The organism is Priestia sp. D3YE.R1, from assembly GCF_049199565.1.
In the GTDB taxonomy this organism is placed as follows: Bacteria; Bacillota; Bacilli; order Bacillales; family Bacillaceae_H; genus Priestia; species Priestia aryabhattai.
Window position 1 is genome coordinate 1,047,871 of sequence record NZ_JBLTHW010000002.1, and the last position, 24,443, is coordinate 1,072,313.

Here is a 24,443-nt window from a genome sequence, read left to right on the forward strand (position 1 = left end):
CCAAAAATGACGAGAGTGACTCTAACTTAGGTGTCTAATAGTGAAAGAGTATATCGTAAAAGTGTACACCTCATTGAAAAATAACCTTTAAAAACTTAAAATTATAATAGAAAGGAAAAACAAGGATAAAAAAGGGCTGCCTCCGAGTAGTACTTTATTTGTTTAAAAGACCTTTGCTCTATTAATATCATTGTCTCTTAAACGTTTTATACTTAACATTTCTACACAGAAAAAATTATACACGAGAGGATCTGTCAAAATGAACAAACAGGAAAGTAGTTATAGATGGGTGGTTTTTGGAACCGCTTTATTAGCATATTATTTGATTGTCAGTCAACGAACAGCCCCTGGACTTATTACCGAGCAGTTAATGAAAGATTTTCATGTTTCAGCGTCTGTTATAGGATTAATGACTAGTATACAATTTTTAGCCTATGCAGGTCTTCAGATTCCTGTTGGTTTACTTTCTGACCGATACGGTCCCAATCGATTTTTGATTATAGGGTCGCTTTTAACTGGAATAGGAAGTCTTATCTACAGCACATCTCCCAACGAATATGTGTTAATTTTCTCTCGTTTACTAGTCGGTACGGGAGACTCCATGATTTTTGTCAATTTAGTGTTAATTTTAAGTCAGTGGTTCAAAGGAAATGAGTTTGTAAAGCTATTAGGTTTAATTGGGCTGGTAGGAAGTGTAGGTTCATTATCAGCTACGGTGCCTTTGTCTATGTGGATTTCCTTTTCAGGCTGGAGGGTTCCTTTCCTTAGCATAGGTCTAGTTTTAATGGCGGTGTCCTACCTGCTTTATGTCGTTTTAGTCATAAAACCTAAACGGTTATTTCAAGATGATGCTAAAGCAAATAAATCCTCTGTCAAGACTCAAGAAAGCGTATGGGCAATTCTAAGAAGGGTAATGACGACTCGTCAAGCATGGGCAACATTTCTTTGTCATTTTGGTGTAGTGGGTACATACATTGGTTTTATTGGTTCTTGGGGAGTTCCTTATGGAATGAATGTGTTTCATTTATCTCGCGCTGATGCAAGTCAGCTTATTATGTACGGTTTGTTTGGCGCTATGATTGGCGGACCTTTAATCAGCTGGATATCAAGCAGGTTAAATTCCATTAAAAAAATTTATTCACTTATTCATCTTATTGTGGTGCTTAGCTGGACTGCATTATTATTATCCGGAGTGAAACCTTCATTCATGCTAGTCGTTATTTTGCTTTTTATCATCGGCTTTGGAAACGGCGCAAGCGCTTTGACATTTGCCGTAGTACGTCAATCTTTCTCAGTAAAAGAAGTAGGGGTTGTATCAGGTTTTGCTAATATGGGAGGTTTTTTAAGCGCCGTATTATTACCTAGTATTTTCGGAAATGTCCTTGATTTATTCCCTGAGCGCTCGCTGCAGATCGGGTATCATTATGCTTTTATGATTCCCATTTTGTTTTCAATGATGGGGTTGTTAGGTGTCTTACTAATTAAAGAAAAAGGAAAAAAGGAGCAGAAGGTGCTGAATGCTTCTTAATGTCTTATACAATGAGAGTGAGAGACATGCAAAAAAAATGGGGCTGTCTGCGTCTACATTGTGCTACTATGAAAAGGAAGGCATTTTACCGTTTGTTGAACAAAATGAACATGATCAGTGCTCATACACGGATCAGAATATCGAGTGGGTCAAGTTTATTTTAGCTTTACGTGCAACGGGAATGCCCCTTGCTGAAATCAAGCAGTATGTAGAGTCATATAAAAAAGGCGAAAGTACCATCAGCGAACATCGAAACATGATGCTTCAGCATAAAAAGAAAGTAGAAGCAGACATGTCGCAAACCTATCTGCATTTAGAACGAATTAATTACAAATTAGCGCTGTATGATACGTTGGAAGCCGGTTTAAATAATAAACAAATAAAAATTTAAATGCTGATAATAAAGAGGCTCCTCTTTATACACAAGCTATAGACTTCAGGTGTGAAAAGCTATGAAACGAACAAAACAAGATAACTGCAAAGTTATCTTGTTTTGTTCTATTCTAATATATACTGCTTAAATAAAGAGCCACATCGCGAATTGCTTTATCAGTTTCACTTTCTATTAACGCTCTGTCCTTTGTATACGAATAAAGAGTGTCGCCGTGAAGAAGGTGGTCTGATAAATTTAATAAGCCGACAGCGCGCTTATTAAATTTATGAGCAATGGCCAAAGTAGTAGCTGTCTCCATATCCACACCGAGAAAACCTGCAAGCGACCATTCCTTTACCATGTCATGCGTCTCGATCAGCATGGCACCCATACTGACCGTATGTCCTTTTATATAGCTGTAGCCTTTTTGTTCACAATATCTACAGGCGGCTTCCACTAGCTCTTTGTCAGCTTCCACAAGCGTTTGTTCTGGTAAATACCAGTGTGATACGCCATCTTGCATTTTTGCTGCAGATACAATTAAGATATCTCCATATTGTACAGTGGAAGATAAGCCTCCAAAATATCCCGTTTGAATAAATAAGTCGGTTCCGCTGCCGGCAAATTGATGTACGATGTTTGACGCCATCGGACTGCCATACACATTCGCAAATCCTATATTTCTGTTATTTAACTTACCTATTACCGTGTTCCATTTAGGTATATGCACATCAGTGGATAAGATCTCTTTCCATAAATTTATATTATCTTGAAATGCCCACTCACCATGAATAATAAATGCAATAGGCAGCTCTTTTTCTGATAGCTTTAATACATTTAGCCAATCTTCTTTTTTAAAATCACCATACAGCTTCATCTTTTTCTCCTTATTATCTCATTTAGACTAGTTAGAAAAGAGTTCTTCATTACTAGCTTTCATTCCTTTAATTTTTATAACTAACAAATATAAAAGAAATGAAGGTTCTGATTTTAAAATGAAGTTATACGTGCTTTTTTTACTCATTTCTCGACAAATATTTAGTATTAAAAAGGAATTCAGTAATAATAAAAGAAATTCAGTAATAATAAAAGAAGTTTCTTACTAGCGGTTATTTAAATTAGATAAAGCTGTGAGAAAAGATCCATTTAGTTAATGAATGGATAAGAGGAGGGAAGGTACAGGTGTCAAATTATTTTCCCGTCATTAAAACAAAAAGGCTTATCCTAAGGGAATTTGAGACAGAAGACGCAAGCACTATTTTAAAATACTTATCTGATAAAGAAGTAATGAAACACTACGGACTAGAGCCTTTTAAAACGGTTGAAGATGCTTTAAATGAGATTGCGTGGTATAAATCAATCTTAAACGAAAAATCTGGAATAAGATGGGGTATTACTCTTAAAGAACAGGATGACATTATTGGCAGCTACGGGTTTCTTAATCGAGTTCATAACCATTACCGTGCAGAAATTGGATATGAGCTAAGCAAAGATTACTGGGGGAATGGGATTGCTAATGAGGCATTGGGCGCCGTTATAAAATATGGTTTTACACATTTTAATTTGCGGAGAATTGAAGCATTAATAGAGCCCGCTAATGCTGCTTCACAAAAATTAATAAAAAAGCATGGCTTTATAAAAGAAGGCCTACTAAGAAGCTACGAATTTACGTGTGGAAAATTTGATGATTTGTATATGTATTCTTTATTAAAGCAAGACTTTAAGAAGCTTCAAGCTTAGATAACGACATTAAAAATACAAATAGCACTATGACAGGGAAGGGGGAAAATGTATGGCCCATTTTAATGTTGATATTGTTTACTATCATCCTCAATTTGCTGAGGCAACGGTAAAAATGTGGAGAGATAGTAAAGAAAAAGCGATTGAACAAATGGAAATGCACAGTTTTGACCGTCATGTCTATTTTTTAAATCATATATTGTCAGCACACTATAAAATTGAATTAGTGTTAATGGATGAACAAATAGTAGGAATGATTGCTTATCATGCTGATGAAATTAGCCAGCTGTACGTTCATGTAGATTATCAAGGAAGAGGAATCGGACAGCTTTTACTCGAAAGAGCCAAGACAGAATCAAATGGAAAATTAATATTACGTACATTTCAACGAAATAAAAATGCCCAGAGGTTTTACGAGAAACATGGCTTCAGTATTATAAAAAGAGGATGTGAAAACGAAGAGCAATTACCCGATATTACATATGAATGGACAAGCAAATGAAGCATACGTAATTTTAATAAAGGAGCGGTTAGTGTGAATACGTTAGCACATGAAACATAACAACGCTGTCTATATGTTCGTGGCCCGCCTTTTACTAGTTTAGGATAGATGATTAATGCTGACTGACTATTAAAAGGAGGATTTTAACATGATAACGGACCAACAATTTTTAAACGCTGTAAATAATACAAATGTTGATTTTACTGGATGGGATTTTTCTGCTATTACTCATACTGGTCGTATGGATAGTAACATGCTTTCGTGGTCATATGGAAGTGAAGCTTGTCACCTTATTCAAAATTCTAATGTCGCTTTAGATATGGGAACAGGAGGAGGAGAATTTTTATCTTTGTTACAACCTTTTCCTCACGTTATGTATGCTACCGAAGGATACAAACCTAACGTTCCAATCGCTAAAAAACGATTAGAACCGCTTGGTGTCACAGTTGTTGGACGAACGGAAGACGCAAATTTACCGTTTAAAGATCGTACATTTGATTTAATTTTGAACCAGCACGAATCTTTTTGTGCTTCAGAAGTAAGAAGGATTTTGTCAAAGGAAGGCACGTTTTTCACGCAGCAAGTGGGAGGGTTTGACTGTTCACGAATCAATGAGTGTATAGGAGTTCCACTAAATAAAGAGTTTTCTAATTGGAATTTAAAGAAAGCAATAGAAGAGCTTGAACAAAATTCTTTTAATATCATCTTTTGCAAAGAAGAATTTCCTGTGCAGAGATTTTATGATATCGGGGCGCTAGTTTTTTATCTAAAAGCAATTCCTTGGCAAGTCCCTAATTTTGATATCAAAACACATATCGGCGGATTGTATAATATCCATCAAATTATAGAGTCTCAAGGTTTTTTTGACGCAAAACAACATCGTTTTATTATTAAAGCTGAGGCAAAAAAATAGGATAATCACACGCAGAAAGCGGATCTCTGACTGGAGGTGCGCTTTCTGTTTATTAATGATGACTATATATAAAATTCATGATGTAGACAGAGGCCGTTTCAGTTATGTAATGGAACGCTTATGATTTTGTGAGGTAGGAGATTTTGGTAATATGCAGTCTACTGCTTTTTGAGTAATGGGCATGAAAAAATTAAGCAGCACACCTCCTAAACACACGGTTAATAACGTTCCAACACCAATTGGTCCGTTTAAAAGCATCGCAGCTAGTAAGAATGTGAGGTAAATAAATGTTCTTGAGAGAAATAAATTCGTTTTAGCTAGTTTTTGTATGATCAATGTTAAGCGGTCAATCGGAATAGGTGCAAAATTTGTATGTAAATAGGCTGAGGTTCCCACTCCTATAATGATTAAACCGATTCCGAAACAACCTACTTTGCTGTACCAACTTTCGAACGTAATCCAATTCTTTAATAAAAAAAGCCATATATCGATACCAAGACCTGTGATGAATGCTGTTAACAGTCCCAGTATTTCTGGCTTTTGTCTGCTTAAAAGAGAATTACCACAAATTAAAATACAGGCAAGTATGATTTCCCAGCTTCCAACGCTAAGACCTACGTTTAGTGACAGTCCAACTAACAGCGCATCAAAAGGTGAAGCTCCTAGGTTAGATTGGATCGTCAAAGCAATTCCAAGAGTTAATAGTAAAATTCCTCCTGCATAAACAACATACTTCATTGTCATCATCCTTTTTTATTAATTTTGTTGCAAATGCAACTATTTTAAGGTACATTAAACGTATATTATTTTTATTGTATTTGCAATAAAAATATGTGCAAAGGAGATATTTATGAGTGAAATTCTGCGTGAAATTGGAATGATAGCAAGAGCATTGGATTCGATTAGTAATATAGAATTTAAAGAGTACGACCTGACTAAGGGTCAGTATTTGTATTTAGTGCGAATATGTGAAAATCCGGGAATCATTCAAGAAAAGTTAGCTGAAATGATAAAAGTAGATCGAACAACAGCGGCTCGGGCTATAAAAAAGCTTGAAATGAATGGTTTTATTGAGAAGAAAGACGATCTCCACAATAAAAAAAATAAAAACCTTTTTCCTACTGAAAAAGGGAAGAGCGTATATCCGTTTATAAAAAGAGAAAATGATTATTCTGATAAAGTGGCATTAGAAGGTTTTACCCAGGAAGAAGCAGATACCATTCTTAAGCTGGTTCAAAGAGTAAGGAAAAATATCGAAACAGACTGGGAGTTTGTCAAAAAAGGAAATAAGAGAAATTATTGAAGATATAAAGGAGAGGCGTATGTCAGTGATGATGGATATAAAAAAGTGTACTCTTGAAGATGTAAATCACCTTCAAGATATTAGCTATAAAACATTTCATGAGACATTTAAAGATCAGAATTCACAAGAAAATATGACAGCTTATTTAGAAAAAGCATTTACAGTCGAACAGCTAGAAAAAGAACTATCCAATGCATCCTCGCAATTCTTTTTTATGTATGTTAATCATGAAATTGCAGGTTATTTAAAGGTTAATATGGATGACGCTCAGTCTGAAGAGATGGGGGAAGAAGCCCTTGAAATTGAAAGAATCTATATAGGTAACAGCTTTCAAAAACAAGGACTTGGTAAACATTTATTTAATAAAGCAGTAGAGATAGCAACGATATTTAATAAAAAGAAAATTTGGTTAGGCGTATGGGAAAAAAATAAAAATGCGATTGATTTTTATAGGAAACAAGGGTTTGTTCAAGCTGGATCTCACTCTTTTTATATGGGAGATGAAAAACAAATAGACTTCATTATGGTTAAAACACTTTTATAGTTTTAAAAAATAAGGATTATTCACTAATTTAACTGGTAGAGGATAATCCTTATTGCATACAGAGGTTTTATACTTTTTTTCAAAGCAGATGCTTTTAGGGCAAGCAGTAAGCAAACTAATATGGCTGCTGTGCCAGCGCACATAGGAGAATGAAATTAATGTCACATGTTTACCAAAACGTTGGCTTTTTTCATTTTGGAAATTACATTTTCACTTTAATTCTATTTGAAATAACACAAACTAATTAGATATATATCGAATTAGAAAGCTTAAAAAAGAACGTTTTTACCTTCATTGTAAAAAATAACGGGCCACATCTCTTTCGGATTTAACTCATATTCTCCATTTTGTCTATACATAAAATGCTGCATAATTAACTCTCTGCGAATCGTTGCATAATCTTCATGATACTTTTTTATATGTTCATTTAATTCTTTTTCTTGATACGTTTTTCCGTGCTGTAAATCACGTATTAAATAGGCTAATATTACGTTCTTTTTCTTTCTTTGACTTGGAATGATCTTTAAACTTCCATCACTATTTATAAAGTTTTTAACAATCGATAATTTGTCTTTATCTTGTAAATGGTTTTCTTGATTTTCCATCGAATCCTCTCCAATACTCAAAATAGCCTTCGAGTTATATTCAAGTCTTTCAAGGTCTAGATAAAAATAAATAATGTTCCCTTGTCTTCTTGGATAAATAATTCCTACATTTCTTAGTTTTGAAATGTGATGAGTAATAGTTGAAGGCTGCAACCCCAGCTTATAAGCAATTGCTTGCCCGTGAAGAGGTCCTTTTTTTAATAGTGAAATAATTCTAATCCTGGTAGGATCACCAACGGCTTTATGATAATTGACCAACTTATCTAATTGCATAGCTTACTACCTTCTTTCTCTAATTCGATATACATCTAATTTGATATTAATAGAATTGGATGTATATGTCAAAAAATATTTAAAGTGAAGAATTGTAACACTGTATATAAAAAAATCTGCCCTGTATAATCTTCAAACTATAAAAAAAGCGCCTATTTCTTCGTATAATTTAACCATTATTTTTACCTGTTCTTTTTATTATTAAGAAGAAGTTACCATGTTTTCATCAAATAATACCGGGGAACATATTCAAAGAGATAAATGAATTATTAATAATACGTGTATGTAAATAATAAATGAAAAAGGAATGAGTAAATCATGGTAGGAAATTCAAAAGTTTTAATGGTTGTTACAAATGGACATACGATGGAAAATGGAGAGCTTGCTGGAATTTGGCTTACAGAATTCTCTGAAGCATATTTAGAATTTAAGAAAGAAGGATACGAAGTAGTCGTAGCAAGTCCAAAAGGCGGAAAATCGCCTGTGGATCCTAACAGCTTAACAGATGATGTAACGGATGAAGACAAAGAAGCAGGAAAGCTTTTAGAGAATACAAATTCATTAGCTGACGTAAGTTCACAAGACTTTGCAGGTATGTTTGTACCTGGCGGACACGGAACAATGTTTGACTTTCCAGACGATACGCACTTACACCGTTTGCTAACAGAATTTGCTGAAGACGACAAGCTGATTGCAGCAGTATGCCACGGACCGGCAGCTCTTGTAGGCGGAAAACTAAAAAACGGTGAACCGATTGTAAAAGGAAAACGTATTACAGCGTTTACTGATGCAGAAGAGAAAGATACAACGCTAGATAAATACATGCCGTTTCTTCTTGAAACAAAACTTCGTGAGCTAGGCGCTGAGTTTATTGCAAAAGACAATTGGAGCGATCATATTGAAGTAGACGGAAAGTTGTTAACAGGGCAAAACCCACAGTCTACAATCAGCTTAGCAAAAGAATTTGTACGTGCTTTAAACGCGTAAAAGTATGTATGACCTAAATGGGGACGTCTCATGGTTGTTTGAGACATCCCCATTTTCTTTAGGGTGAGATAAAAGGGGAATTAAGGAAAACAAAAAGGGGCGGCTATCTAAATAGCTGCCCTTTTATTTATTGGAAGATTTGTTTCTGAAAATGTATGTAGTAATTCCTGTCACAATCATAACAGCTACAATACAAATAACCAGACGCACAATCTGTGTTACAAAGATATTATCTGCAATGCTCATATGTTTCGTTAGAATTAACGTTCCATAAGCAGCTAAAACAGATAAAAACATATTGACGATTCGTTGAGCCATGTTGTTTTTACTCCTTTCGCTTCACTCCTTTACACTTTAACATATGTGTTCGCTGTAAAAAATATCGAATTACAAGTATGTCAGAAAATCGGCACTCTCGTAAAAATTTCCACATGTAAGAAAGTAGCCAATATCATATTAGTTATGACGACTAAACACAGTTCAGAGAAGGAAATGAGCTTTCTTTAGTCGAATTTAACATGCTTATATTCTTTTTTTAGATAGGTGGGAAAAGCTTGTTTGATAAATTGAAAAAGCTATTTATGGATAAACAGGGTCATGAAGCAGATGACAAATACATTTTAGTACCTGAGAATGAAATAAATGAGACTTTAAAAAGAGATATTGTGGGGTTGGAAGAAGTAGGAGAGGCATACTGCAAAAGTCTTCAGCAAAAATATAGAAGTAAATTTGAACGTTATGGTAAGCAGAACTTAAAAATATGGGTGTGCCGGGATATTGATGGCGACCAACTGCCAAATCTAAGTTCGGAGCAGTGTTTAGAAAAAGAATATCGTTCCCAGGTTGGGATAAACTTTGATGGATTTACAGATGAAGAAGATGCATACGTTTATTACATCCAGTTGTGGTATTACTTTGGTGGGTATTTTAAAGGGGCAGGCACTTTGTATGATTTGTCAAAAAATCATTTAGAAGCTGATATTGAAGAAAAGTTAGAAGAATTACTGAACCAATTATAGATTTCTACTTAGCACTGAGTTTATTTGTTAATACACAGGGGGAAGGAATATGAGGGGGAGGCCAGAGTTAGAAATAGAAAGGGAAAAAGTTTATAAAACGAAAAAAAATCCTAACGGAACATTTATAGCGCGAATTATTCAAGTGCCTAAGGAAGAAAATATGTTAGATTTTATGCTGGAAATTAAACACTTAAGGAAAAAGGAACTTACTTATAGAAATCTATTAGTAACGACTGAAAACTGGTATGATTCTTTTCGTCTTGCTAGAGGAGACCTAAAATGGGTATCTTTGTATACAGTAGCGGTATGGGACTGGTTAGGACATAAATTAGTTGAGGTAGCAGCCCCGACCGGTAAGGAAAATTATCGTATTTCAAATGACCACTGCTCAGCATACCGAGAAAAGTAATAATGACGATACAGTAAGGAGAAAACAAATGAAAAAGCATTGCTGCGATTATATGAATTACCATGCGAACTTTACGTGTGATATTCATAGTGATCCATTTGAGTGCCCAGATAATCTGATCTTATTTGATAAAACGAACAAGGAATACAGTTTAATTATCCATGATGGTGGCTCCTCCACTATTGGGATTTCATTTTGTCCATGGTGTGGTGCAAAGCTATGAATTAAGAAATGAAGAGGTATCTTTTGCTCAAGAGATCCTCTTCACTCTTGGAATGGGCGATAAAATCACGAACATAAATCAAAATAGTTCTATTATTGTATTAAATAAGTCTGAGAAAATCTTAGCAAGTAGCCATCTGGGTCTTGAACTATAAATTCTTTCTGAGTAAAGCCACTATAGTTATTTATCATAGTGTCTCTAAAAAGTGAAATATTATGGTTCTTTAAGTTTTGTAAAATAACCTCTATATTTTCTACTTCAATTTGAAAATTAATCCCTCGACCATATGGGTATTCAAGTTCACCAGTTTCCCAATGACCATTACATTGCTCAATCATCATTTGTGCTCCGTTTAATGAAATAAATGCAAATTGGTCTTCTGGACGTTCGTATGTAAGCTCAAACCCAAGCATCTCTAAATAAAATTTTTTTGATTTGTGAATATCTTTTACGGAGAGTTCTGGTATTAACTTATTGAATTTCATGTGATCGCTCCTTTATTTACATGGCTGCTGTTTGTTTTAATAATACCGTATAGATATAACCTGTACACGCCTACTTCTTTGTTATGTAGAAGTAAAGTCAGAATTTCTTTTACGTTGACAAAGGGTTCATATGATATTCATAGTAGTTTAGAGCCATAGTATTATAGATATAAAATACCGAAATGGAGGATTAGGCTTGATCTTACGTTATCTAGCTATGTTATCGGGATTAGGAATTGTTTTATTAAACCTTTTTGATCCTATACATCAAGGGGTTACGCGCTGGTTGATGGTCATCTGCGGTTTATTCATCTTTAGTAGCCATTTAAAATTCATCTTAGATAAGAAATCGAAAACAACGGATACTCAAAAGAAGACCTACTAATAAGAATTTCTTTTGATGTTGTACTGTTGATAATTATGTAAATGAAAAACCTATAGAATATGCAGTAAAGAAATAAAAAAGAAAATTATATGTTATAATAATCATTAATATCCAGATAAAGGAACTTATTATTATGAATCGTAAATTTAATTCTCTATTTATAGTCTATCCTATCGTTTTCTTGGTAGTGCGTACTGTTTTTGCTTTTGTGAAAAATAGCGCTGAGCAATCTGTCTATGAGACGTTAGTTATACTTGCCATGTATTACTTGGCAGTTAGTGTTTACTATTCGATTGACTTGTATATTCAAAAGAAAAATAGTTAATAGATTAGAAGATGCTGAGAGTCAGAGTAAAAACAAACGATATAAAGGAGTCTAACAGTGTGCATTAAGAGCTATTTTTTGTTTATTTTCCCACTCATTTTACTATTATTAGCAAGCTGCGATCCATCTTCTACACCTAAAGAAAAATACTATTCAAGTACCAAAGCCACCAATCTTGAATTAGAAAACGTTCAATCAGTATCAATAGGAAGTTCTAAATATGACGTAGCAAGTTGTTTGAGGAAGAAACCAAAATTTATAGAGGTTACTGAGCAGCCTCCGTATACTACCTACATTTACGGAAAAAGTACAGAAACGTATGATGTTGAATTTAAAATTGTAGATAATAAAGTCAGTAGCTATGACTTACTTAGCAGCAAGTATGGTACGGAAAAGGGAATACATACTAGTGACAGCAAAAAAGATGTTATTAGGGCGTATGGAAAAAAATATTACGAAAGAGAAGATACCGGAGCAACAATAATAGGGTATTTTGATAAAAATCATAAACTCAATATTGAGTTTTCTTTAGATGACAAGGATGAAGTTGGAGGCATTTTGGTTCAAAAAATAAATAATTAAGATGAGTAATAGTCATTTTTGCTGCAGCTTTTAATATGTACTCATTTATGTAAATTGGGTATGTTTGAGCTATAAATCTAAAACAAATAAACAGAAAGGGTCTTTTTCTATTGAGTACGTTTACTAAAGCAGTACCGTCAACTTTTATACTGCTCTATATAGTATTTTTCTTTTTAGATATTTCTTATCATTATGGTGTTCCTTATTCATATAGCTTTTTTCTTTTTTTATTTTTGTCGTTAATATCTCTAGTTTTATGTTTAATAATATGGTTTAAGGACAGGGAACGTCTTTTTCTATTTTTGGCTGTAGTTTCAATCCTCCAACTTACGTTTACTGTCTTTATTTATCTTTTGCCAGAAGCAGGAACTAAGCCATTAATTTATGAAAAAGTAATCACAAAAGAAGATGTTTTACATAAATAAGCTTACATAAAAAATGTTTTAAAAAAGATAGTATCATCTTAATTTTTTTATTTTGGGCTATAATGAATCTTATATAGCTTTAACGTTTCATAAATAGAACTAAGAAAGTGAGAAGAACATGGAAAATAGTGTTTTTGAAAAGATTGCAAAAAGATATGATTCAGAAGAACGAATTGAATTGGCTAAAATTATCGTGAAGGAAGTCAGGAAAGAATTATCCAAAAATGAATCAAAATCTTTAATAGACTATGGGAGCGGTACAGGCTTAGTTAGCTTAGAATTATCGGATGTAGTTGACTCTATTTTGTTGGTTGATTCATCTGAACAAATGTTGGAAGTGGCGAAAGCTAAGATTTCTCACAAAGGACTTACGAATTCCAAAATACTTTGTTCAGATTTCACTCAAGAAACTCCTGAAATTAAGGCAGATATAATTTTAATGTCATTAGTCCTTCTTCATGTCCCAGATACTAAAAAAATCTTAAAGGAATTATTTAATATTTTAAATGATAACGGAAAGCTGATTATTGTTGATTTTGATAAAAACCATAGTGTCAATCATCCGAAAGTTCACAACGGCTTTGCACATAACGAACTGACAAAAATATTAGATGAAATTGGGTTTAAATCAATAAGAATAAAGACCTTCCATCATGGTCATAAGATTTTTATGAATCAAGATGCTTCTATGTTTATGTCTAGCAGTATAAAGTGAGTCTTCAATATAGGCGTCTATAATTTCAGAGAATTTATGATTGGATGAAAGGCTTAACAATTTAGAGAATAAAAGCATTTTTAGAATTACGTTGTTTATAATAAAAGTTCCATTAGAGCTAATGTATGTACTAGTTCAATAAACCCTAAAAAGGATCTTCCACTGAAGGTTCTTTTTTACTTTTATTTAACACTCAATATGTTAAATAAAAACTTATATCATATATAAGAATAAAATTAGTATGGTTTTTATTACTATTTTAACTATAATATGTTATATTATTTTAAAAATGGTGGTGTGAAAATGAGCGAAAATAACGAAGCACCTGAAAGAAGAAGAGAGAGGCTAAAACAAGAAGAAATAAAAAGAAATCCAGCGGGAAATGTTAATGATGCATTTAATAGAAGTGAAGCCGGAAACCTATCTGGTTTAGCAGGTAGGTTAAGTTGGAAGGGTCTAGGTGTACTTATTGCTGTAATAATTATAGGTTTTATTGTTGCGTCCCTATTCTTAAAATAATATGAGGTTTATAAATTAAGAGTAATGGAGGAGTCATTTTGAAAAGATATGTAGTGTTTATTGGCAGTTTTATAGTGTTACTGTTTGCTTTTCAAACTGTTTCTGGACTATTTCTTACACTTACATATGTACCTGATCTTTCACAGCCTTTGAGTAACTCAACGGTCAGTGTTTTTTCTTTTAATTATCCATTTTTAAGTTCGATTATAGCGGCTACCTTTTCATTTATTATTTCAAACAAAGTATGTAAAGTTAAAAAGAGCACCTATAAATGATTAGGTGCTTTTTTGTGCTAAGAACATGCATTATGGTTTTTAATAACTGTAGTTTCCTTTTTATGGTATTATATATAAATACATATTTAATACTGCCGAAAGAGAGAGATACTTAATGTTGCAATCACTAATCTTTGATATGGATGGAACGTTGTTTCAAACAGATAAAATTTTAGAGTTATCACTTGATGATACCTTTAACCATTTGCGTACACTTAACCAATGGGACGCTAGTACTCCTATTGATAAGTATCGTGAAATTATGGGTGTACCTTTACCCAAAGTATGGGAAGCTTTATTACCTACTCATTCGTATGAAATCAGAAAGTATACGGATGACTATTTTTTGAAAAGCTTAGTTGCAAACATAAAAAAAGGGAAAGGTGCTTTATATCCCAATGTAAAAGAGGTCTTTAGCTATTTAAAAGAAAATAATTGTTCCATTTACATAGCAAGTAACGGTTTAAAAGAGTATTTAGAAGCAATTGTAGATCATTACGATTTGAATAATTGGGTGACAGAAACATTTAGTATTCAACAAATCCAAACCCTCGATAAAGGAGAGTTAGTCAAAACGATTATAAAAAAATATGATATCAAATACGCTGCAGTAGTAGGAGACCGCCTATCTGATATCAATGCTGCAAAGGATAATGATTTAATGGCAGTGGGGTGTAATTTTGATTTTGCTCAAGAAGCTGAGCTTGCACAAGCGGATGTGGTAATAGATGATTTGAAGGAGTTAAAAACTATTGTATCTAACATAAATAGTAGCTTGTCAATCTAATAGACCGATCTTTGGACATAACCATTATAGATGGTTAATGTCTCAATTTTATTAAGAAAATAAATTTTTTATATGCTATGTAAAAGGATAAGTCTTTAAAGGCCTATCCTTTTAATTTACCTTACAGTATTAGAATCCACTTGATTTTGAATCTTCACTGCAATTTTTGCTTCGTCAATGAATTCACATATATAGAGATCTCAATCTATTGAAGCTGAAACATAACTAATGAGTGGCTCCCCTACAACTCTCCAATGTTTACATAATCTTTTCTTGTCATTAATAAAGGATTTACAATACTGAGCTATGCTTAGGTTAAGATTTCCAAAATAGTTTTATATTAAAAATAATTCTATGAGAAAGGAGATTTTTAATCATGACTTCGCATATGACTCGTAAATCTGATAGTGCTCACTTATATATTAGAGGATATAAAATAAAATTGACACTCAGCCAGTGGAAGCTTGTAAGCACTCCGAGATAATGGTTAACACAACTATAAAAAGAGGAAAACCTCCATCTTAATTTAGATGGGGTTTTTTGCATTTCTTTTATTAACCTTTTAATTAGTTAACTATTTAGACTTTATAATAAAAAAGACTAATGAAAGTAAAAAAATGGAATAAAAAAGAGGAATATTATTTAAGTAAAATTAAAATAAAGCACAACTAAATATGCATTTTTTTAATGTTTTACCACTTTTTATTGACCATAAAAATTTAAAAGAATTAAAATAAATATAAAGTAAGTAGTTACTTACATTTTAAAATAGTTTTGTGGGAGGATGAATATTTTTAATGTATAGTTTAAGTTTTCAGAAGGTCGACGAGGCGAATGAAAGAGTTGGAGCAAAAGCTTTAAACCTTATAAAAATGAAAAAAGAAAATTTACCGATTCCAGATGGCTTTGTTATTCAAACCGAAGCTTTAAAGCGATATATCGAATGGAATGGGATTGATCGTCACACGGATAATATACACGAGAGAATTTTGCACGGGGAAATTCCTATTGAAATTGAATCGGATCTCATAGAGGCATTTCGAAACCTAAAGTGCTCTTATACGTCAGTAGCTGTTCGTTCCTCATCCAGTGCTGAAGATTTAGAGGGTGCATCTTTTGCTGGCCAGTATGAAACCTATCTTAATGTGAAAAGTATAGAGGATTTTTTGAGTAAAGTGAAAGCGTGCTGGGCCTCATTTTTCACTGAAAGAGTCGAACAATATACTCAAAATATGTATGCTGATTTTGACGAAGTTTCAATGGCAGTTGTTGTTCAAGGGTTAATTCAGTCCGAAGTATCGGGAGTGATATTCAGTCAAAATCCTGTCACTCATAATACAAAAGAAATGATGATTAATGCCAGCTATGGACTAGGAGAAGCAATCGTATCAGGCTTAGTAACACCTGATGTTTACCTGATTAATAAACAAACCTTTGAGATAGAGAAAGAAAAAGGGCTAAAGGAAGTAAAAATAATTCCACTTGATGAAGGTGTTGAAGAAATCGAAACAACGGAAGATGAGCAGCAAAAATTTTGTTTAACAAACGAAAAAATCATTGAGCTAGCGGAAATAACAAAAGAGGTAGAAGCTCTTTATCAACACCCTGTAGACATAGAGTTTGGTATTCAATATGATCAAGTATATCTATTGCAGGCAAGAGCGATTACAACATTAGCAGAAGATAATAAATTAACTTCTTTCCAAAAAGATATATCTTTAAGTTTCGAGGATATGGAAGAGTTTTGGATTTTAAATGACACAAGTTTTTCTCATGCTGTTAGTCCTTTGTACGCTTCATTTATTATTCCAGCATTTTCTGAAGGAACAGCTGCTAGTTTTCAAAAGTTAAACTTTATATTTAATAGGCTTAATTTAAAAGTGTATAAAGGACATATCTATACAAGAACGGAGCCTTTTAAAGGAGATTCTGATAAGAGAAGCCAAAAACATAAAGAATTAATGGAAAGGATTTATCCGATCTTAACAAAACGAATGAATCAAATTATTAAGGAACAATTTTTATCTTACTATGACAAATTAGATAGCTTTACCTGGGAAAATTTCAACCTTCAGAGAGGAAAAGAGATTCTTCAAAATCTAGCTGATTTTTATAAAACGGCATATGATTTGCATTTTGACATTGTTATACCTCAAATGTCTCTAAATACTACAGTTGAAGAATCCTATAAAAACCTTACAAATAAAAAATCTGGACATGATGTTTATGAGCTATTGACCGGGAAAATGAATAAATCGTTGGAAACGGATCAACAGCTTTCTAGACTTGCTTTAACAGTGAAAAGAGATAGTGAACTTACTGAAATCTTTCAAGAAGAATGCACAGAAACTTTATTAAAGAAATTAGAGGGAAATAAAGCAGCAAAAAGCTTTATGGCTGAAGTAGATACTTTTCTAAAACAGTATGGATACCGAAACGTTGTAAGTCACGATTTTGTAGGAGAAACTTGGATAGAGAACCCTCTTCAGGCATTATCGATTATTCAAGGATATGTTAATGACGGTTACAACTTTGATGAGAATTTTAAACAGACGGTCAAGAAACGTGAACAGAACTACAATGAACTCCTCGAACAGATAGCGGATAGCAAACATAAAGAAGAGTTTAAAAAATATTATCAGTGGGCATTAGATGCATCCGTTATAAGAGATGACCATCATTTTTATATCGATGCAATGTTGGATGCAAAAGCTCGTTTATTCCTACTCAAGCTAGGTGATTTACTAGTTAATTATCATGTTTTTCTAGTGAAAGAAGATATTTTCTTTTTATATCTTGATGAGCTAGAGTCTCTTTTAGAAAATCCAGTAGATGTGACAGAATTAGTTGAGAAACGTAAAAAAGAACACGCAGAACATGAGCAAATGCCTAACTTGCCTAGATACTTCGGCGTCCCTGAACCAGCTCAGCTGAAAGAAGCTGAGAAATATATGGGAGCTATTGAGGAAAATGACGCTAACAGCGAACATTCTATTAAAGGGTTAGCCTCTTCCTCGGGAACATATACCGGAAAAGTAAAAGTTATTTCAAATACGAAGGAATTTTCCAAGCTGGAAAAAGGTGATGTTTTGGTATGTAAGACCACTACTCCACTTTGGACTACTTTATTTCAGACTGCGGGGGCTGTTATTACTGACGCTGGGGGTATCCTTTCTCATTCCGCAATAATTGCACGTGAATATGAAATTCCTGCAGTAGTTGGTACGAAAATAAGTACGGATAAGCTAAAGGATGGCGATATGGTTATGGTCGATGGTACGAATGGAATTGTCACGCTTTTAAATGAATAAATAGTTCTCTTCGCTTCCATTTGACAACAGCTCTTTTTCCTTTATATACTGCCTAATGGAAAGTAAATACTTACATTCAGGAAGCATAAAGGATGATTAACATGAAAAAAGATGAAACAAAAAAGAAGATAACAAAAGCTACAATAGAACTGCTTAAAGAAAAGGGCTATAAAGGTACTACTACTAGAGAAATTGCAGAACAAGCTGGCGTGAATGAATTGACTGTTTTTCGCCACTTTGGCAATAAAGAAGGCATTATTCAAGCTATTGTCAAAACAACAAGCTTTTCACTTGAGATCTTTGATAAATCAATTGAATGGGAGCTTGAAAAAGATTTGACGAATTTCGGTTACCTGTTACTAAAAGACTTTGATAATAACCGAGACATGATTTCAATTGCTTTAAAAGATCCTTTAATTTTCTCACAGGCGCACGAAGAAATTATAAAAAAAATTAATGATACGAAAAAAATACTAAAAGAATACTTTGAAGAAATGCAAGAGAAAGGATATATCAAAGAATTAGATTGCTGCACACAAGCAGAGATTTTCCTAAGTACGTATTGGGGATATTTTATGTATAAACTGAATTTTGGAGACAAAGCCTTACATGCAGATTATCAAGGTATGATAAAAAACAGTATAAACACGTTTATAAAAGGAATTTCTCTCCACTAAAAGGAGGCAATAATGTTTGGGTAAACATAAAGAGCTTATCTTGGTTATTTCATTACTAATTGGGACATTTCTTGTACCAATTAATTCGACCATGATTGCCGTTGCTCTATCAACCATATCAGCTCATTTTAATGAACCACTTGCAAATATTTCGTGGGTAGTAACTATTTATTTAATTGTAATGGCTGTTACTCAGCCTATCGCTGGAAAGCTAGGAGATTTGTACGGAAACAGAAATATCTATTTATGGGGCGTAGTGTTCTTTCTAATAGCATCTTTAGGCTGTATATTTTCAACTAATCTCATTTCCCTTATTATCTTTCGATCACTGCAGGCAGTAGGAGGAGCTTTACTTACTCCAAACACTATAGCAATCATTAGATATGTTGTACCAAAAGAACGGCTTCCTAAAGTTTTAGGTATATTTGGAATGGGGATGGGTTTGGGTGCTGCAATTGGACCTTTATTAGGGTCTGTCCTGCTGGAAAACTTCAATTTGGAAGCTATATTCTGGATCAACGTTCCTTTTCTTTTCTTAGCTTTAATCAGTGGAATAGTTATGATTCCTAAATTTAATGTTAAAAAGCAAACAAGTACTTTAGATATTCAAGGTTCTATCTATTTAGCGATTAGCATTTCTTTATTAATCTTGTTGACACACGGTATGGAATTTACCAATGCTTCAATAATGGGAATAATATTTATTCTATCTACAATTTTGTTTATCAAAAGAGAAAATACGGCAGAAAACCCGATTATCGATTTTTCTTTATTTAAAAATTCCACTTTTACAAGCGCTAATTTATCTATTATGCTTAGCAATTTTGTTATGTATGTAATTTTATTAATTATGCCGCTGTTAATGAAGTCTCAATTTCATTTATCTACAGCGCAAACGGGTATTGTTTTATCGGTTTTTTCGATTTCAATGTCTGTAAGCGGTTGGATAGGAGGAGTATTAAACAATAAGTTTAGCTCTAAAAAAGTGATCGGATTTTCTTTTGCTATGATCATTGTCTCTACTATTCTTTTTCTATCTTTAGAGAACGTTGGATCTATTCTTTTTCTTATAGTGGCTTTAATTATTGGAGGTTTTTCGACCGGAATAGGTTTAACAAGCATGCAGGTTGCCTCGCTAGACTCGGTAAGCAAAGAGCAATCTGGTACAGCCTCCGGCATTTATTCAACGTTTCGTTATTTCGGAAGTATTATTTCGTCCACGCTTATCGCTCTTGTTACAAGTTATAACTACATCTTCATTATTTTAGGGATATCGGGGATAGTAGGTATACTAGTAGCTAGAAGCATTAAATCTAGTAGCCAAGATGTAATAAGCAGCAATAATTCCAGTGCAAAAGCATAGTTGTTTTTTGATAAAGCTGTTGGTTATATATACGATTTACTATTAGTCTATCAAGATAAGTAATGCTTCTGAAATAGGGGCATTACTTATTTTTCGACTAAATTTCTGTGAATTGCTTTTTTAAATGGTAGTATTTAGCTGAAAAGATATACAGATAAAAAGTTCAATCACAATGAGAGAAGGGTTAATCTCATTTGTCATTACAAATATATTTATAGTAGCACTAGAGCTAAAAAGCGCGGGCTAGGTTGAAAGATAAAACCTTTTGCTTATAAGAAAGGCGGGGAGAAATGGCAATAGGAATCGCATTAACTGTTTTAGTAGTAGGTCTTTCTTTACTTCTTATTATCTCACTTACTGATATGATGATTATAGATATAATAGATCCTATAAAAATAGCAAAATTCACTACTCCAATTCCCATACCAGTTAATCCTCCGTAAAATTAGCTTATGCTAACAACACCTAGACTAATCATTTCTGCAGTTAAAGGTATTGTATATTTTAAAGAAGATGTTGTTCTGCCCAGTTTGTATGAAAGTAAAAGTAAGCAAGTAACTGTAGTTATAACAATCAAGTGCATTATAGCCATTTTTAACCCCCTTGAGCTGTATGATGTGAATTTTACTGTTAATTCACCTATAAATAAACAGTTTTTTGAATCTAGAAACAACGATTGGGAATAAATTACAGATTGTCTATCTCATAGATTTTAAAAGCGAGTTTAGATCAACCCAACATATGTATGTATAATTTACCAAAGAAGTTTTCCAATTAGTAGCTGTTAAAGGAGGAAGGGAACGTGAAGAATAAGACCACTATAACAAAAGTTATGGCTTACATAACTAGATTCAATGAGCCCTATACAGAGTTACTAGTTTGCGAACACAAAGATTATCCAGAAGCAGGAGTTCAAGTTCCAGCCGGTACTGTAGAAGAAGGAGAAACAATTGAAGAAGCTTTATATAGAGAGGTCGAAGAAGAGTCTGGGTTAATGGAGTTTTTATCGGTAACAAAATTGAAAAAATATGTTTATCATCATGAAGGTAAAAATCAGTATCATGAACGACATGTTTTTCATTTAGAAGTTCAAGAAGAAACGGCAGAACGGTGGGAATATAAGGTGAATTCTGAAGGAGAAGATGCAGGATTAATCTTTTTCTATTATTGGGTTCCTGTTGGAGCTGTTCCAAAACTAGCTGCAAATCAAGATGATTGCATTAATCAGTTATTTTTATAGTTCTAAATTTATTAATAAGAGAAATGTGTAGATATCAAAGGGAATAAAAGTAATTTTTATATGGCATCAAACCGTCCAGATATATAGCAAAGGAGAATAGGAAACATGCTTAATCAATTAAAGCTGTGGGCTAAAAAGTTAAAAAAGCAGCTATTTATCTTATACTTAGCTTATAAAGATGAACGAGTATCCTGGTATACCAAAGTATTTACTGCTTGTGTGGTTGCATATGCCTTCAGTCCAATCGATTTAATTCCTGATTTTATACCGGTTTTAGGCTATATTGACGATATAATCATTGTTCCTTTAGGAATTATGCTTGCTTTGAAGATGCTTCCTAAAAATGTAATAGAGGACTGCACAATAAAAGCAGAGGAGCTCATTCAAAATGAAAAACCTAAAAATTGGGTTGCGGGTTCAATTATTATCATAGTGTGGCTGCTTATTTTTATGTGGAGCTGTTTTATTGTTTTTAAGTTCTTAAACTGAATGTACTCTTATAAAGAAAAAAAGATATATATAAGGAAGCTAAACAATCTCTAGAGAGTTTATTGAGTAGTAGGTCAAATGCTTGGAATGGGGCTTGTAGTAAAGGATTTTATCGGGAGAATCAACTGGAGAAGTATACTTGCATACAATCCTGTAGAATACTTTGCATTAATCCTAGCAGCTAGCGGGGTCAGCATCTCTTTGATACTAGGTATACAAAGTTTGTATCGATGGATCATTGATCAAAGAAATCGAAAGAAATGGGTGAAACAGACTGTATTATCTTCAACAAAGGAGTGAAAGCAGATCCTTATTTCCTCCATATGCATCTTAAAGCAAAAACAAAGGTTGTATCTTAGCCCATGGTTGGTAACCTCAGGTATCAATTATGGGCTAATTTATCTCTATGCCTTTTGAAGAAATGTTCAGGTTAATGGTTATATTTTTATATAAATTATATTGATTTACAAGTAGAAATAAAGGTTGAAATTAAACTAATAATCCATTTGTTTAGTACGTTTTTTTTACTATCCATTTTTTAGAGATGTAGTGTAAGAGAAAGCCTCTGTACTGATTTATAATATAGTAGCTAGCAATATAGAGTATACTTCCAAATAAGAAGCTATTAAGAATCATACCTGTTAAAAAATTCTTTCCTATTTTTGCTCCTAGTTCTAGTCGATTATCTAAATCTCCATCTGTATTCTGAAGTAAAGTTTGATCAAGATCGATTGGGAATATATATCCTCCAACTACTGTATTCAAGTAAAACATAAACGGAAAGGCCCACATAAAAAACATTCCACCAATAAGTCCTGCTATGCTGTTTCCTTTACATAATTTAGCTAAACCTACGGATATTATAAGGCCAAATCCAAAGGTAGGAACAAAGTTCACAACAGAACCTAGACTAAAACCTAGCGCAACTTTATGTGAATGATCTTTTAATCGTAATAGTTTAATAAGTAAGTATTTAAACCGGCGCTTCAAAACCACTATTTTGCTCACATTATTCCTCCTATCTCTTTACGCTTGTATCCTATTTTTTCTTTTTATGGTTACAACCATAAAAAGGTGCTTTATTGTATGAAAGATTTAGCGGTATATACGTAAAAAGAAGAGTAAGGTTAAAGAATCGTAACTTTAACCATTATAAGTATATTTATACTTTATATGACAAAATAAATAATTACATCCTAATAAATCAAGTGTTTTTTAAAATTGTCACAAAAAATTCACAAATGGGTTGTTTCTTTTCTATTTCTCCCTGCTAAAATTTTATAGTCAAGAACAAGAAAAATATAACATCGGGGGATATACTTAGTGAAAAAGATAATTTCTTCATTAGCTTTATGCTCATCATTGATTGTTTTACCAACAATAAGCCATGCAGCTTTAGGAGACAAGCTATTAAAAGAAGGTATGACAGATCCAGACGTAAAAGAATTACAGGATGTTTTAAGACAGAAGGGCATATTTTCAGCTACTTCGACTGGCTATTTTGGTTCAATTACAAAAGATTCAGTTCTAAGCTTTCAGCGTTCTCATAGTTTAACCGCTGATGGAATTGTGGGACCCAATACATATCAAGCGTTAATAGCTACTTCAACAAGTGCGGTTACAAGCAGTACGCTTCTAAAATATGGAATGACTAGTAATGAAGTTGAAAAAGTACAGCAGCTGTTAAAGGAAAAAGGTTACTTTAACGCCACACCAACAGGGTATTTTGGCACAATTACTCAAACTGCCGTTATGAATTTTCAGCGGGATCATGGGTTAGCTATGGATGGAATAGTAGGTCCGGCTACTTTAAATGCCTTAAATAACGCATCTACTAGCACTACTGGTTCTTCAACTGTTAATAGTTCAACGCAAGCGACAGCTAGCGATATTGTTGCTTATTCTAAAAAATTTATAGGGGTGCCATATGTTTGGGGAGGCACGTCTCCAAACGGTTTTGATTGCAGCGGTTTCATTTATTACGTATTTAAAAATGGAGGTGGAGTAACTGTACCGCGAACAGTAGCTACCTTGTATCAGTCAGGAAAAAGTACATCTACTCCGAATATTGGAGATATCGTATTCTTCGATACTACTGGAGGTCCTTCACATGCTGGAATTTATATTGGAAATGGGCAATTTATTCATGCTGGAAGTTCAACGGGTGTAACTATTGCATCGTTAAGCAATTCTTACTGGGCACCTCGTTATTTAGGAAGTAAATCTATCCTATAATAGATTACTAGTAAAAAACACAGCAATTGAAACTAAACGGTAGCTTTATTATTATGTATGTAAATCAAGTAAAAAGTCCTGATATATAGTCAGGACTTTTTATTATAGCAGCGAGCAGTGGTGTTAATATGAAGGTTGAGCTTGCTTGAAAGAATTAGAGATATGTGTCTTCTGTAAAAGCTTGTTAATAACAACCACAATAGCCAACATA

At 33.3% G+C, this 24,443-nt stretch carries 29 protein-coding genes; 22 read left to right on the forward strand and 7 right to left on the reverse strand.

All coding sequences use genetic code 11. From position 1 onward, the window contains the following. Positions 1–259: 259 nt before the first annotated feature. Both ACOZIR_RS17480 and ACOZIR_RS17485 read left to right on the forward strand, forming a co-directional pair. The gene (locus ACOZIR_RS17480; protein ID WP_045291359.1) at positions 260–1,528 is read left to right on the forward strand and encodes an MFS transporter; all 1,269 of its coding nucleotides are present in this window, start codon (positions 260–262) and stop codon (positions 1,526–1,528) included. Continuing rightward, positions 1,518–1,919 carry a MerR family transcriptional regulator gene (locus tag ACOZIR_RS17485; protein ID WP_340141437.1) on the forward strand — a complete coding sequence of 134 codons (402 nt, stop codon included), beginning with the start codon at positions 1,518–1,520 and terminating at the stop codon, positions 1,917–1,919. Before ACOZIR_RS17480 ends, ACOZIR_RS17485 begins: the two co-directional genes overlap by 11 nt. A 112-nt stretch (positions 1,920–2,031) precedes the next feature. On the opposite strand, the gene ACOZIR_RS17490 is transcribed toward ACOZIR_RS17485, so the two are convergent. After that, complete coding sequence (locus tag ACOZIR_RS17490; RefSeq protein WP_340141436.1) at positions 2,032–2,778, reverse strand: uridine phosphorylase; 747 nt, start codon at positions 2,776–2,778, stop codon at positions 2,032–2,034. A gap of 305 nt (positions 2,779–3,083) precedes the next feature. Here ACOZIR_RS17490 and ACOZIR_RS17495 point away from each other — a divergent pair, with 305 nt between their 5' ends. From ACOZIR_RS17495 to ACOZIR_RS17505, 3 genes are all read left to right on the forward strand, one after another. Then, positions 3,084–3,641 carry a GNAT family N-acetyltransferase gene (locus tag ACOZIR_RS17495; protein WP_421535721.1) on the forward strand — a complete coding sequence of 186 codons (558 nt, stop codon included), beginning with the start codon at positions 3,084–3,086 and terminating at the stop codon, positions 3,639–3,641. Positions 3,642–3,693: 52 nt separating this feature from the next. Continuing rightward, on the forward strand, positions 3,694–4,143 hold the full coding sequence (locus ACOZIR_RS17500) for a GNAT family N-acetyltransferase (protein WP_045291352.1): 450 nt from the start codon (positions 3,694–3,696) through the stop codon (positions 4,141–4,143). Between the two features lie 148 nt (positions 4,144–4,291). Further along, positions 4,292–5,056, forward strand: coding sequence for a methyltransferase domain-containing protein (locus tag ACOZIR_RS17505; RefSeq protein ID WP_045291351.1), 765 nt, complete (start codon positions 4,292–4,294; stop codon positions 5,054–5,056). 102 nt (positions 5,057–5,158) lie between these two features. Here ACOZIR_RS17505 and ACOZIR_RS17510 read toward each other — a convergent pair whose 3' ends face one another. After that, positions 5,159–5,794, reverse strand: coding sequence for a YitT family protein (locus tag ACOZIR_RS17510; RefSeq protein WP_310878970.1), 636 nt, complete (start codon positions 5,792–5,794; stop codon positions 5,159–5,161). Positions 5,795–5,906: 112 nt separating this feature from the next. Here ACOZIR_RS17510 and ACOZIR_RS17515 point away from each other — a divergent pair, with 112 nt between their 5' ends. Further along, positions 5,907–6,359, forward strand: coding sequence for a MarR family winged helix-turn-helix transcriptional regulator (locus ACOZIR_RS17515; protein WP_045291349.1), 453 nt, complete (start codon positions 5,907–5,909; stop codon positions 6,357–6,359). A gap of 19 nt (positions 6,360–6,378) precedes the next feature. Continuing rightward, positions 6,379–6,903 (forward strand): GNAT family N-acetyltransferase, encoded by a 525-nt coding sequence (locus tag ACOZIR_RS17520; RefSeq protein ID WP_421535722.1) that lies wholly within the window; start codon positions 6,379–6,381, stop codon positions 6,901–6,903. Between the two features lie 269 nt (positions 6,904–7,172). Here the strand turns inward: ACOZIR_RS17520 and ACOZIR_RS17525 are convergent, their stop codons facing one another. Then, complete coding sequence (locus ACOZIR_RS17525) at positions 7,173–7,781, reverse strand: metalloregulator ArsR/SmtB family transcription factor (protein ID WP_421535723.1); 609 nt, start codon at positions 7,779–7,781, stop codon at positions 7,173–7,175. 318 nt (positions 7,782–8,099) lie between these two features. On the opposite strand from ACOZIR_RS17525, the gene ACOZIR_RS17530 reads away from it, so the two are divergent. Continuing rightward, the gene (locus ACOZIR_RS17530; RefSeq protein WP_340141433.1) at positions 8,100–8,768 is read left to right on the forward strand and encodes a type 1 glutamine amidotransferase domain-containing protein; all 669 of its coding nucleotides are present in this window, start codon (positions 8,100–8,102) and stop codon (positions 8,766–8,768) included. 123 nt (positions 8,769–8,891) lie between these two features. Here the strand turns inward: ACOZIR_RS17530 and ACOZIR_RS17535 are convergent, their stop codons facing one another. Continuing rightward, positions 8,892–9,086: a hypothetical protein gene (locus ACOZIR_RS17535; RefSeq protein WP_045291347.1), complete on the reverse strand. Its 195-nt coding sequence runs from the start codon at positions 9,084–9,086 to the stop codon at positions 8,892–8,894. A gap of 236 nt (positions 9,087–9,322) precedes the next feature. Here ACOZIR_RS17535 and ACOZIR_RS17540 point away from each other — a divergent pair, with 236 nt between their 5' ends. The 3 genes from ACOZIR_RS17540 to ACOZIR_RS17550 are packed head-to-tail and all read left to right on the forward strand — an operon-like array spanning position 9,323 to position 10,419. After that, complete coding sequence (locus ACOZIR_RS17540; RefSeq protein ID WP_045291346.1) at positions 9,323–9,787, forward strand: hypothetical protein; 465 nt, start codon at positions 9,323–9,325, stop codon at positions 9,785–9,787. Positions 9,788–9,836: 49 nt separating this feature from the next. Beyond that, the gene (locus ACOZIR_RS17545; RefSeq protein ID WP_045291345.1) at positions 9,837–10,196 is read left to right on the forward strand and encodes a hypothetical protein; all 360 of its coding nucleotides are present in this window, start codon (positions 9,837–9,839) and stop codon (positions 10,194–10,196) included. 28 nt (positions 10,197–10,224) lie between these two features. Further along, positions 10,225–10,419: a DUF6980 family protein gene (locus tag ACOZIR_RS17550; protein ID WP_045291344.1), complete on the forward strand. Its 195-nt coding sequence runs from the start codon at positions 10,225–10,227 to the stop codon at positions 10,417–10,419. Between the two features lie 92 nt (positions 10,420–10,511). Here the strand turns inward: ACOZIR_RS17550 and ACOZIR_RS17555 are convergent, their stop codons facing one another. Further along, positions 10,512–10,904 carry a bleomycin resistance protein gene (locus tag ACOZIR_RS17555; RefSeq protein WP_045291343.1) on the reverse strand — a complete coding sequence of 131 codons (393 nt, stop codon included), beginning with the start codon at positions 10,902–10,904 and terminating at the stop codon, positions 10,512–10,514. Between the two features lie 196 nt (positions 10,905–11,100). Between ACOZIR_RS17555 and ACOZIR_RS17560 the strand changes: the two genes are divergently transcribed. From ACOZIR_RS17560 to ACOZIR_RS17595, 8 genes are all read left to right on the forward strand, one after another. Then, positions 11,101–11,289 carry a hypothetical protein gene (locus ACOZIR_RS17560; RefSeq protein ID WP_310878972.1) on the forward strand — a complete coding sequence of 63 codons (189 nt, stop codon included), beginning with the start codon at positions 11,101–11,103 and terminating at the stop codon, positions 11,287–11,289. A gap of 382 nt (positions 11,290–11,671) precedes the next feature. Further along, the gene (locus ACOZIR_RS17565) at positions 11,672–12,196 is read left to right on the forward strand and encodes a hypothetical protein (RefSeq protein WP_328120048.1); all 525 of its coding nucleotides are present in this window, start codon (positions 11,672–11,674) and stop codon (positions 12,194–12,196) included. Positions 12,197–12,739: 543 nt separating this feature from the next. Further along, the gene (locus ACOZIR_RS17570; protein WP_045291339.1) at positions 12,740–13,336 is read left to right on the forward strand and encodes a class I SAM-dependent methyltransferase; all 597 of its coding nucleotides are present in this window, start codon (positions 12,740–12,742) and stop codon (positions 13,334–13,336) included. A gap of 303 nt (positions 13,337–13,639) precedes the next feature. Further along, the gene (locus ACOZIR_RS17575) at positions 13,640–13,855 is read left to right on the forward strand and encodes a DUF6366 family protein (RefSeq protein WP_045291338.1); all 216 of its coding nucleotides are present in this window, start codon (positions 13,640–13,642) and stop codon (positions 13,853–13,855) included. Between the two features lie 390 nt (positions 13,856–14,245). Next, positions 14,246–14,917 (forward strand): HAD family hydrolase, encoded by a 672-nt coding sequence (locus tag ACOZIR_RS17580; RefSeq protein ID WP_045291335.1) that lies wholly within the window; start codon positions 14,246–14,248, stop codon positions 14,915–14,917. 797 nt (positions 14,918–15,714) lie between these two features. Next, on the forward strand, positions 15,715–18,228 hold the full coding sequence (locus ACOZIR_RS17585; RefSeq protein WP_340141432.1) for a PEP/pyruvate-binding domain-containing protein: 2,514 nt from the start codon (positions 15,715–15,717) through the stop codon (positions 18,226–18,228). A gap of 101 nt (positions 18,229–18,329) precedes the next feature. Beyond that, the gene (locus ACOZIR_RS17590; protein WP_328120050.1) at positions 18,330–18,905 is read left to right on the forward strand and encodes a TetR/AcrR family transcriptional regulator; all 576 of its coding nucleotides are present in this window, start codon (positions 18,330–18,332) and stop codon (positions 18,903–18,905) included. Positions 18,906–18,921: 16 nt separating this feature from the next. Beyond that, positions 18,922–20,268 carry an MFS transporter gene (locus tag ACOZIR_RS17595; protein WP_421535724.1) on the forward strand — a complete coding sequence of 449 codons (1,347 nt, stop codon included), beginning with the start codon at positions 18,922–18,924 and terminating at the stop codon, positions 20,266–20,268. 229 nt (positions 20,269–20,497) lie between these two features. Here ACOZIR_RS17595 and ACOZIR_RS17600 read toward each other — a convergent pair whose 3' ends face one another. Beyond that, positions 20,498–20,692 (reverse strand): hypothetical protein, encoded by a 195-nt coding sequence (locus ACOZIR_RS17600; RefSeq protein WP_237758414.1) that lies wholly within the window; start codon positions 20,690–20,692, stop codon positions 20,498–20,500. A 378-nt stretch (positions 20,693–21,070) separates the two neighbouring features. On the opposite strand from ACOZIR_RS17600, the gene ACOZIR_RS17605 reads away from it, so the two are divergent. Both ACOZIR_RS17605 and ACOZIR_RS17610 read left to right on the forward strand, forming a co-directional pair. Then, positions 21,071–21,508 carry an NUDIX hydrolase gene (locus ACOZIR_RS17605; protein WP_045291327.1) on the forward strand — a complete coding sequence of 146 codons (438 nt, stop codon included), beginning with the start codon at positions 21,071–21,073 and terminating at the stop codon, positions 21,506–21,508. A gap of 105 nt (positions 21,509–21,613) precedes the next feature. Next, the gene (locus ACOZIR_RS17610) at positions 21,614–21,997 is read left to right on the forward strand and encodes a YkvA family protein (RefSeq protein WP_045291325.1); all 384 of its coding nucleotides are present in this window, start codon (positions 21,614–21,616) and stop codon (positions 21,995–21,997) included. 510 nt (positions 21,998–22,507) lie between these two features. Here ACOZIR_RS17610 and ACOZIR_RS17615 read toward each other — a convergent pair. Then, complete coding sequence (locus ACOZIR_RS17615) at positions 22,508–23,005, reverse strand: DUF2062 domain-containing protein (RefSeq protein ID WP_052942376.1); 498 nt, start codon at positions 23,003–23,005, stop codon at positions 22,508–22,510. 315 nt (positions 23,006–23,320) lie between these two features. Here ACOZIR_RS17615 and ACOZIR_RS17620 point away from each other — a divergent pair, with 315 nt between their 5' ends. Then, positions 23,321–24,232 carry a peptidoglycan-binding protein gene (locus tag ACOZIR_RS17620; RefSeq protein WP_045291322.1) on the forward strand — a complete coding sequence of 304 codons (912 nt, stop codon included), beginning with the start codon at positions 23,321–23,323 and terminating at the stop codon, positions 24,230–24,232. The last annotated feature ends 211 nt before the right edge of the window (positions 24,233–24,443 follow it).

Coding starts and splice junctions, on each gene's coding strand:
- ACOZIR_RS17480 (WP_045291359.1), top strand. CDS start 260: ATGAACAAACAGGAAAGTAGTTATAGATGGGTGGTTTTTGGAACCGCT.
- ACOZIR_RS17485 (WP_340141437.1), top strand. CDS start 1,518: ATGCTTCTTAATGTCTTATACAATGAGAGTGAGAGACATGCAAAAAAA.
- ACOZIR_RS17490 (WP_340141436.1), bottom strand. CDS start 2,778: ATGAAGCTGTATGGTGATTTTAAAAAAGAAGATTGGCTAAATGTATTA.
- ACOZIR_RS17500 (WP_045291352.1), top strand. CDS start 3,694: ATGGCCCATTTTAATGTTGATATTGTTTACTATCATCCTCAATTTGCT.
- ACOZIR_RS17505 (WP_045291351.1), top strand. CDS start 4,292: ATGATAACGGACCAACAATTTTTAAACGCTGTAAATAATACAAATGTT.
- ACOZIR_RS17510 (WP_310878970.1), bottom strand. CDS start 5,794: ATGAAGTATGTTGTTTATGCAGGAGGAATTTTACTATTAACTCTTGGA.
- ACOZIR_RS17515 (WP_045291349.1), top strand. CDS start 5,907: ATGAGTGAAATTCTGCGTGAAATTGGAATGATAGCAAGAGCATTGGAT.
- ACOZIR_RS17520 (WP_421535722.1), top strand. CDS start 6,379: ATGTCAGTGATGATGGATATAAAAAAGTGTACTCTTGAAGATGTAAAT.
- ACOZIR_RS17525 (WP_421535723.1), bottom strand. CDS start 7,781: ATGCAATTAGATAAGTTGGTCAATTATCATAAAGCCGTTGGTGATCCT.
- ACOZIR_RS17530 (WP_340141433.1), top strand. CDS start 8,100: ATGGTAGGAAATTCAAAAGTTTTAATGGTTGTTACAAATGGACATACG.
- ACOZIR_RS17535 (WP_045291347.1), bottom strand. CDS start 9,086: ATGGCTCAACGAATCGTCAATATGTTTTTATCTGTTTTAGCTGCTTAT.
- ACOZIR_RS17545 (WP_045291345.1), top strand. CDS start 9,837: ATGAGGGGGAGGCCAGAGTTAGAAATAGAAAGGGAAAAAGTTTATAAA.
- ACOZIR_RS17550 (WP_045291344.1), top strand. CDS start 10,225: ATGAAAAAGCATTGCTGCGATTATATGAATTACCATGCGAACTTTACG.
- ACOZIR_RS17555 (WP_045291343.1), bottom strand. CDS start 10,904: ATGAAATTCAATAAGTTAATACCAGAACTCTCCGTAAAAGATATTCAC.
- ACOZIR_RS17570 (WP_045291339.1), top strand. CDS start 12,740: ATGGAAAATAGTGTTTTTGAAAAGATTGCAAAAAGATATGATTCAGAA.
- ACOZIR_RS17575 (WP_045291338.1), top strand. CDS start 13,640: ATGAGCGAAAATAACGAAGCACCTGAAAGAAGAAGAGAGAGGCTAAAA.
- ACOZIR_RS17580 (WP_045291335.1), top strand. CDS start 14,246: ATGTTGCAATCACTAATCTTTGATATGGATGGAACGTTGTTTCAAACA.
- ACOZIR_RS17585 (WP_340141432.1), top strand. CDS start 15,715: ATGTATAGTTTAAGTTTTCAGAAGGTCGACGAGGCGAATGAAAGAGTT.
- ACOZIR_RS17590 (WP_328120050.1), top strand. CDS start 18,330: ATGAAAAAAGATGAAACAAAAAAGAAGATAACAAAAGCTACAATAGAA.
- ACOZIR_RS17600 (WP_237758414.1), bottom strand. CDS start 20,692: ATGGGAATTGGAGTAGTGAATTTTGCTATTTTTATAGGATCTATTATA.
- ACOZIR_RS17610 (WP_045291325.1), top strand. CDS start 21,614: ATGCTTAATCAATTAAAGCTGTGGGCTAAAAAGTTAAAAAAGCAGCTA.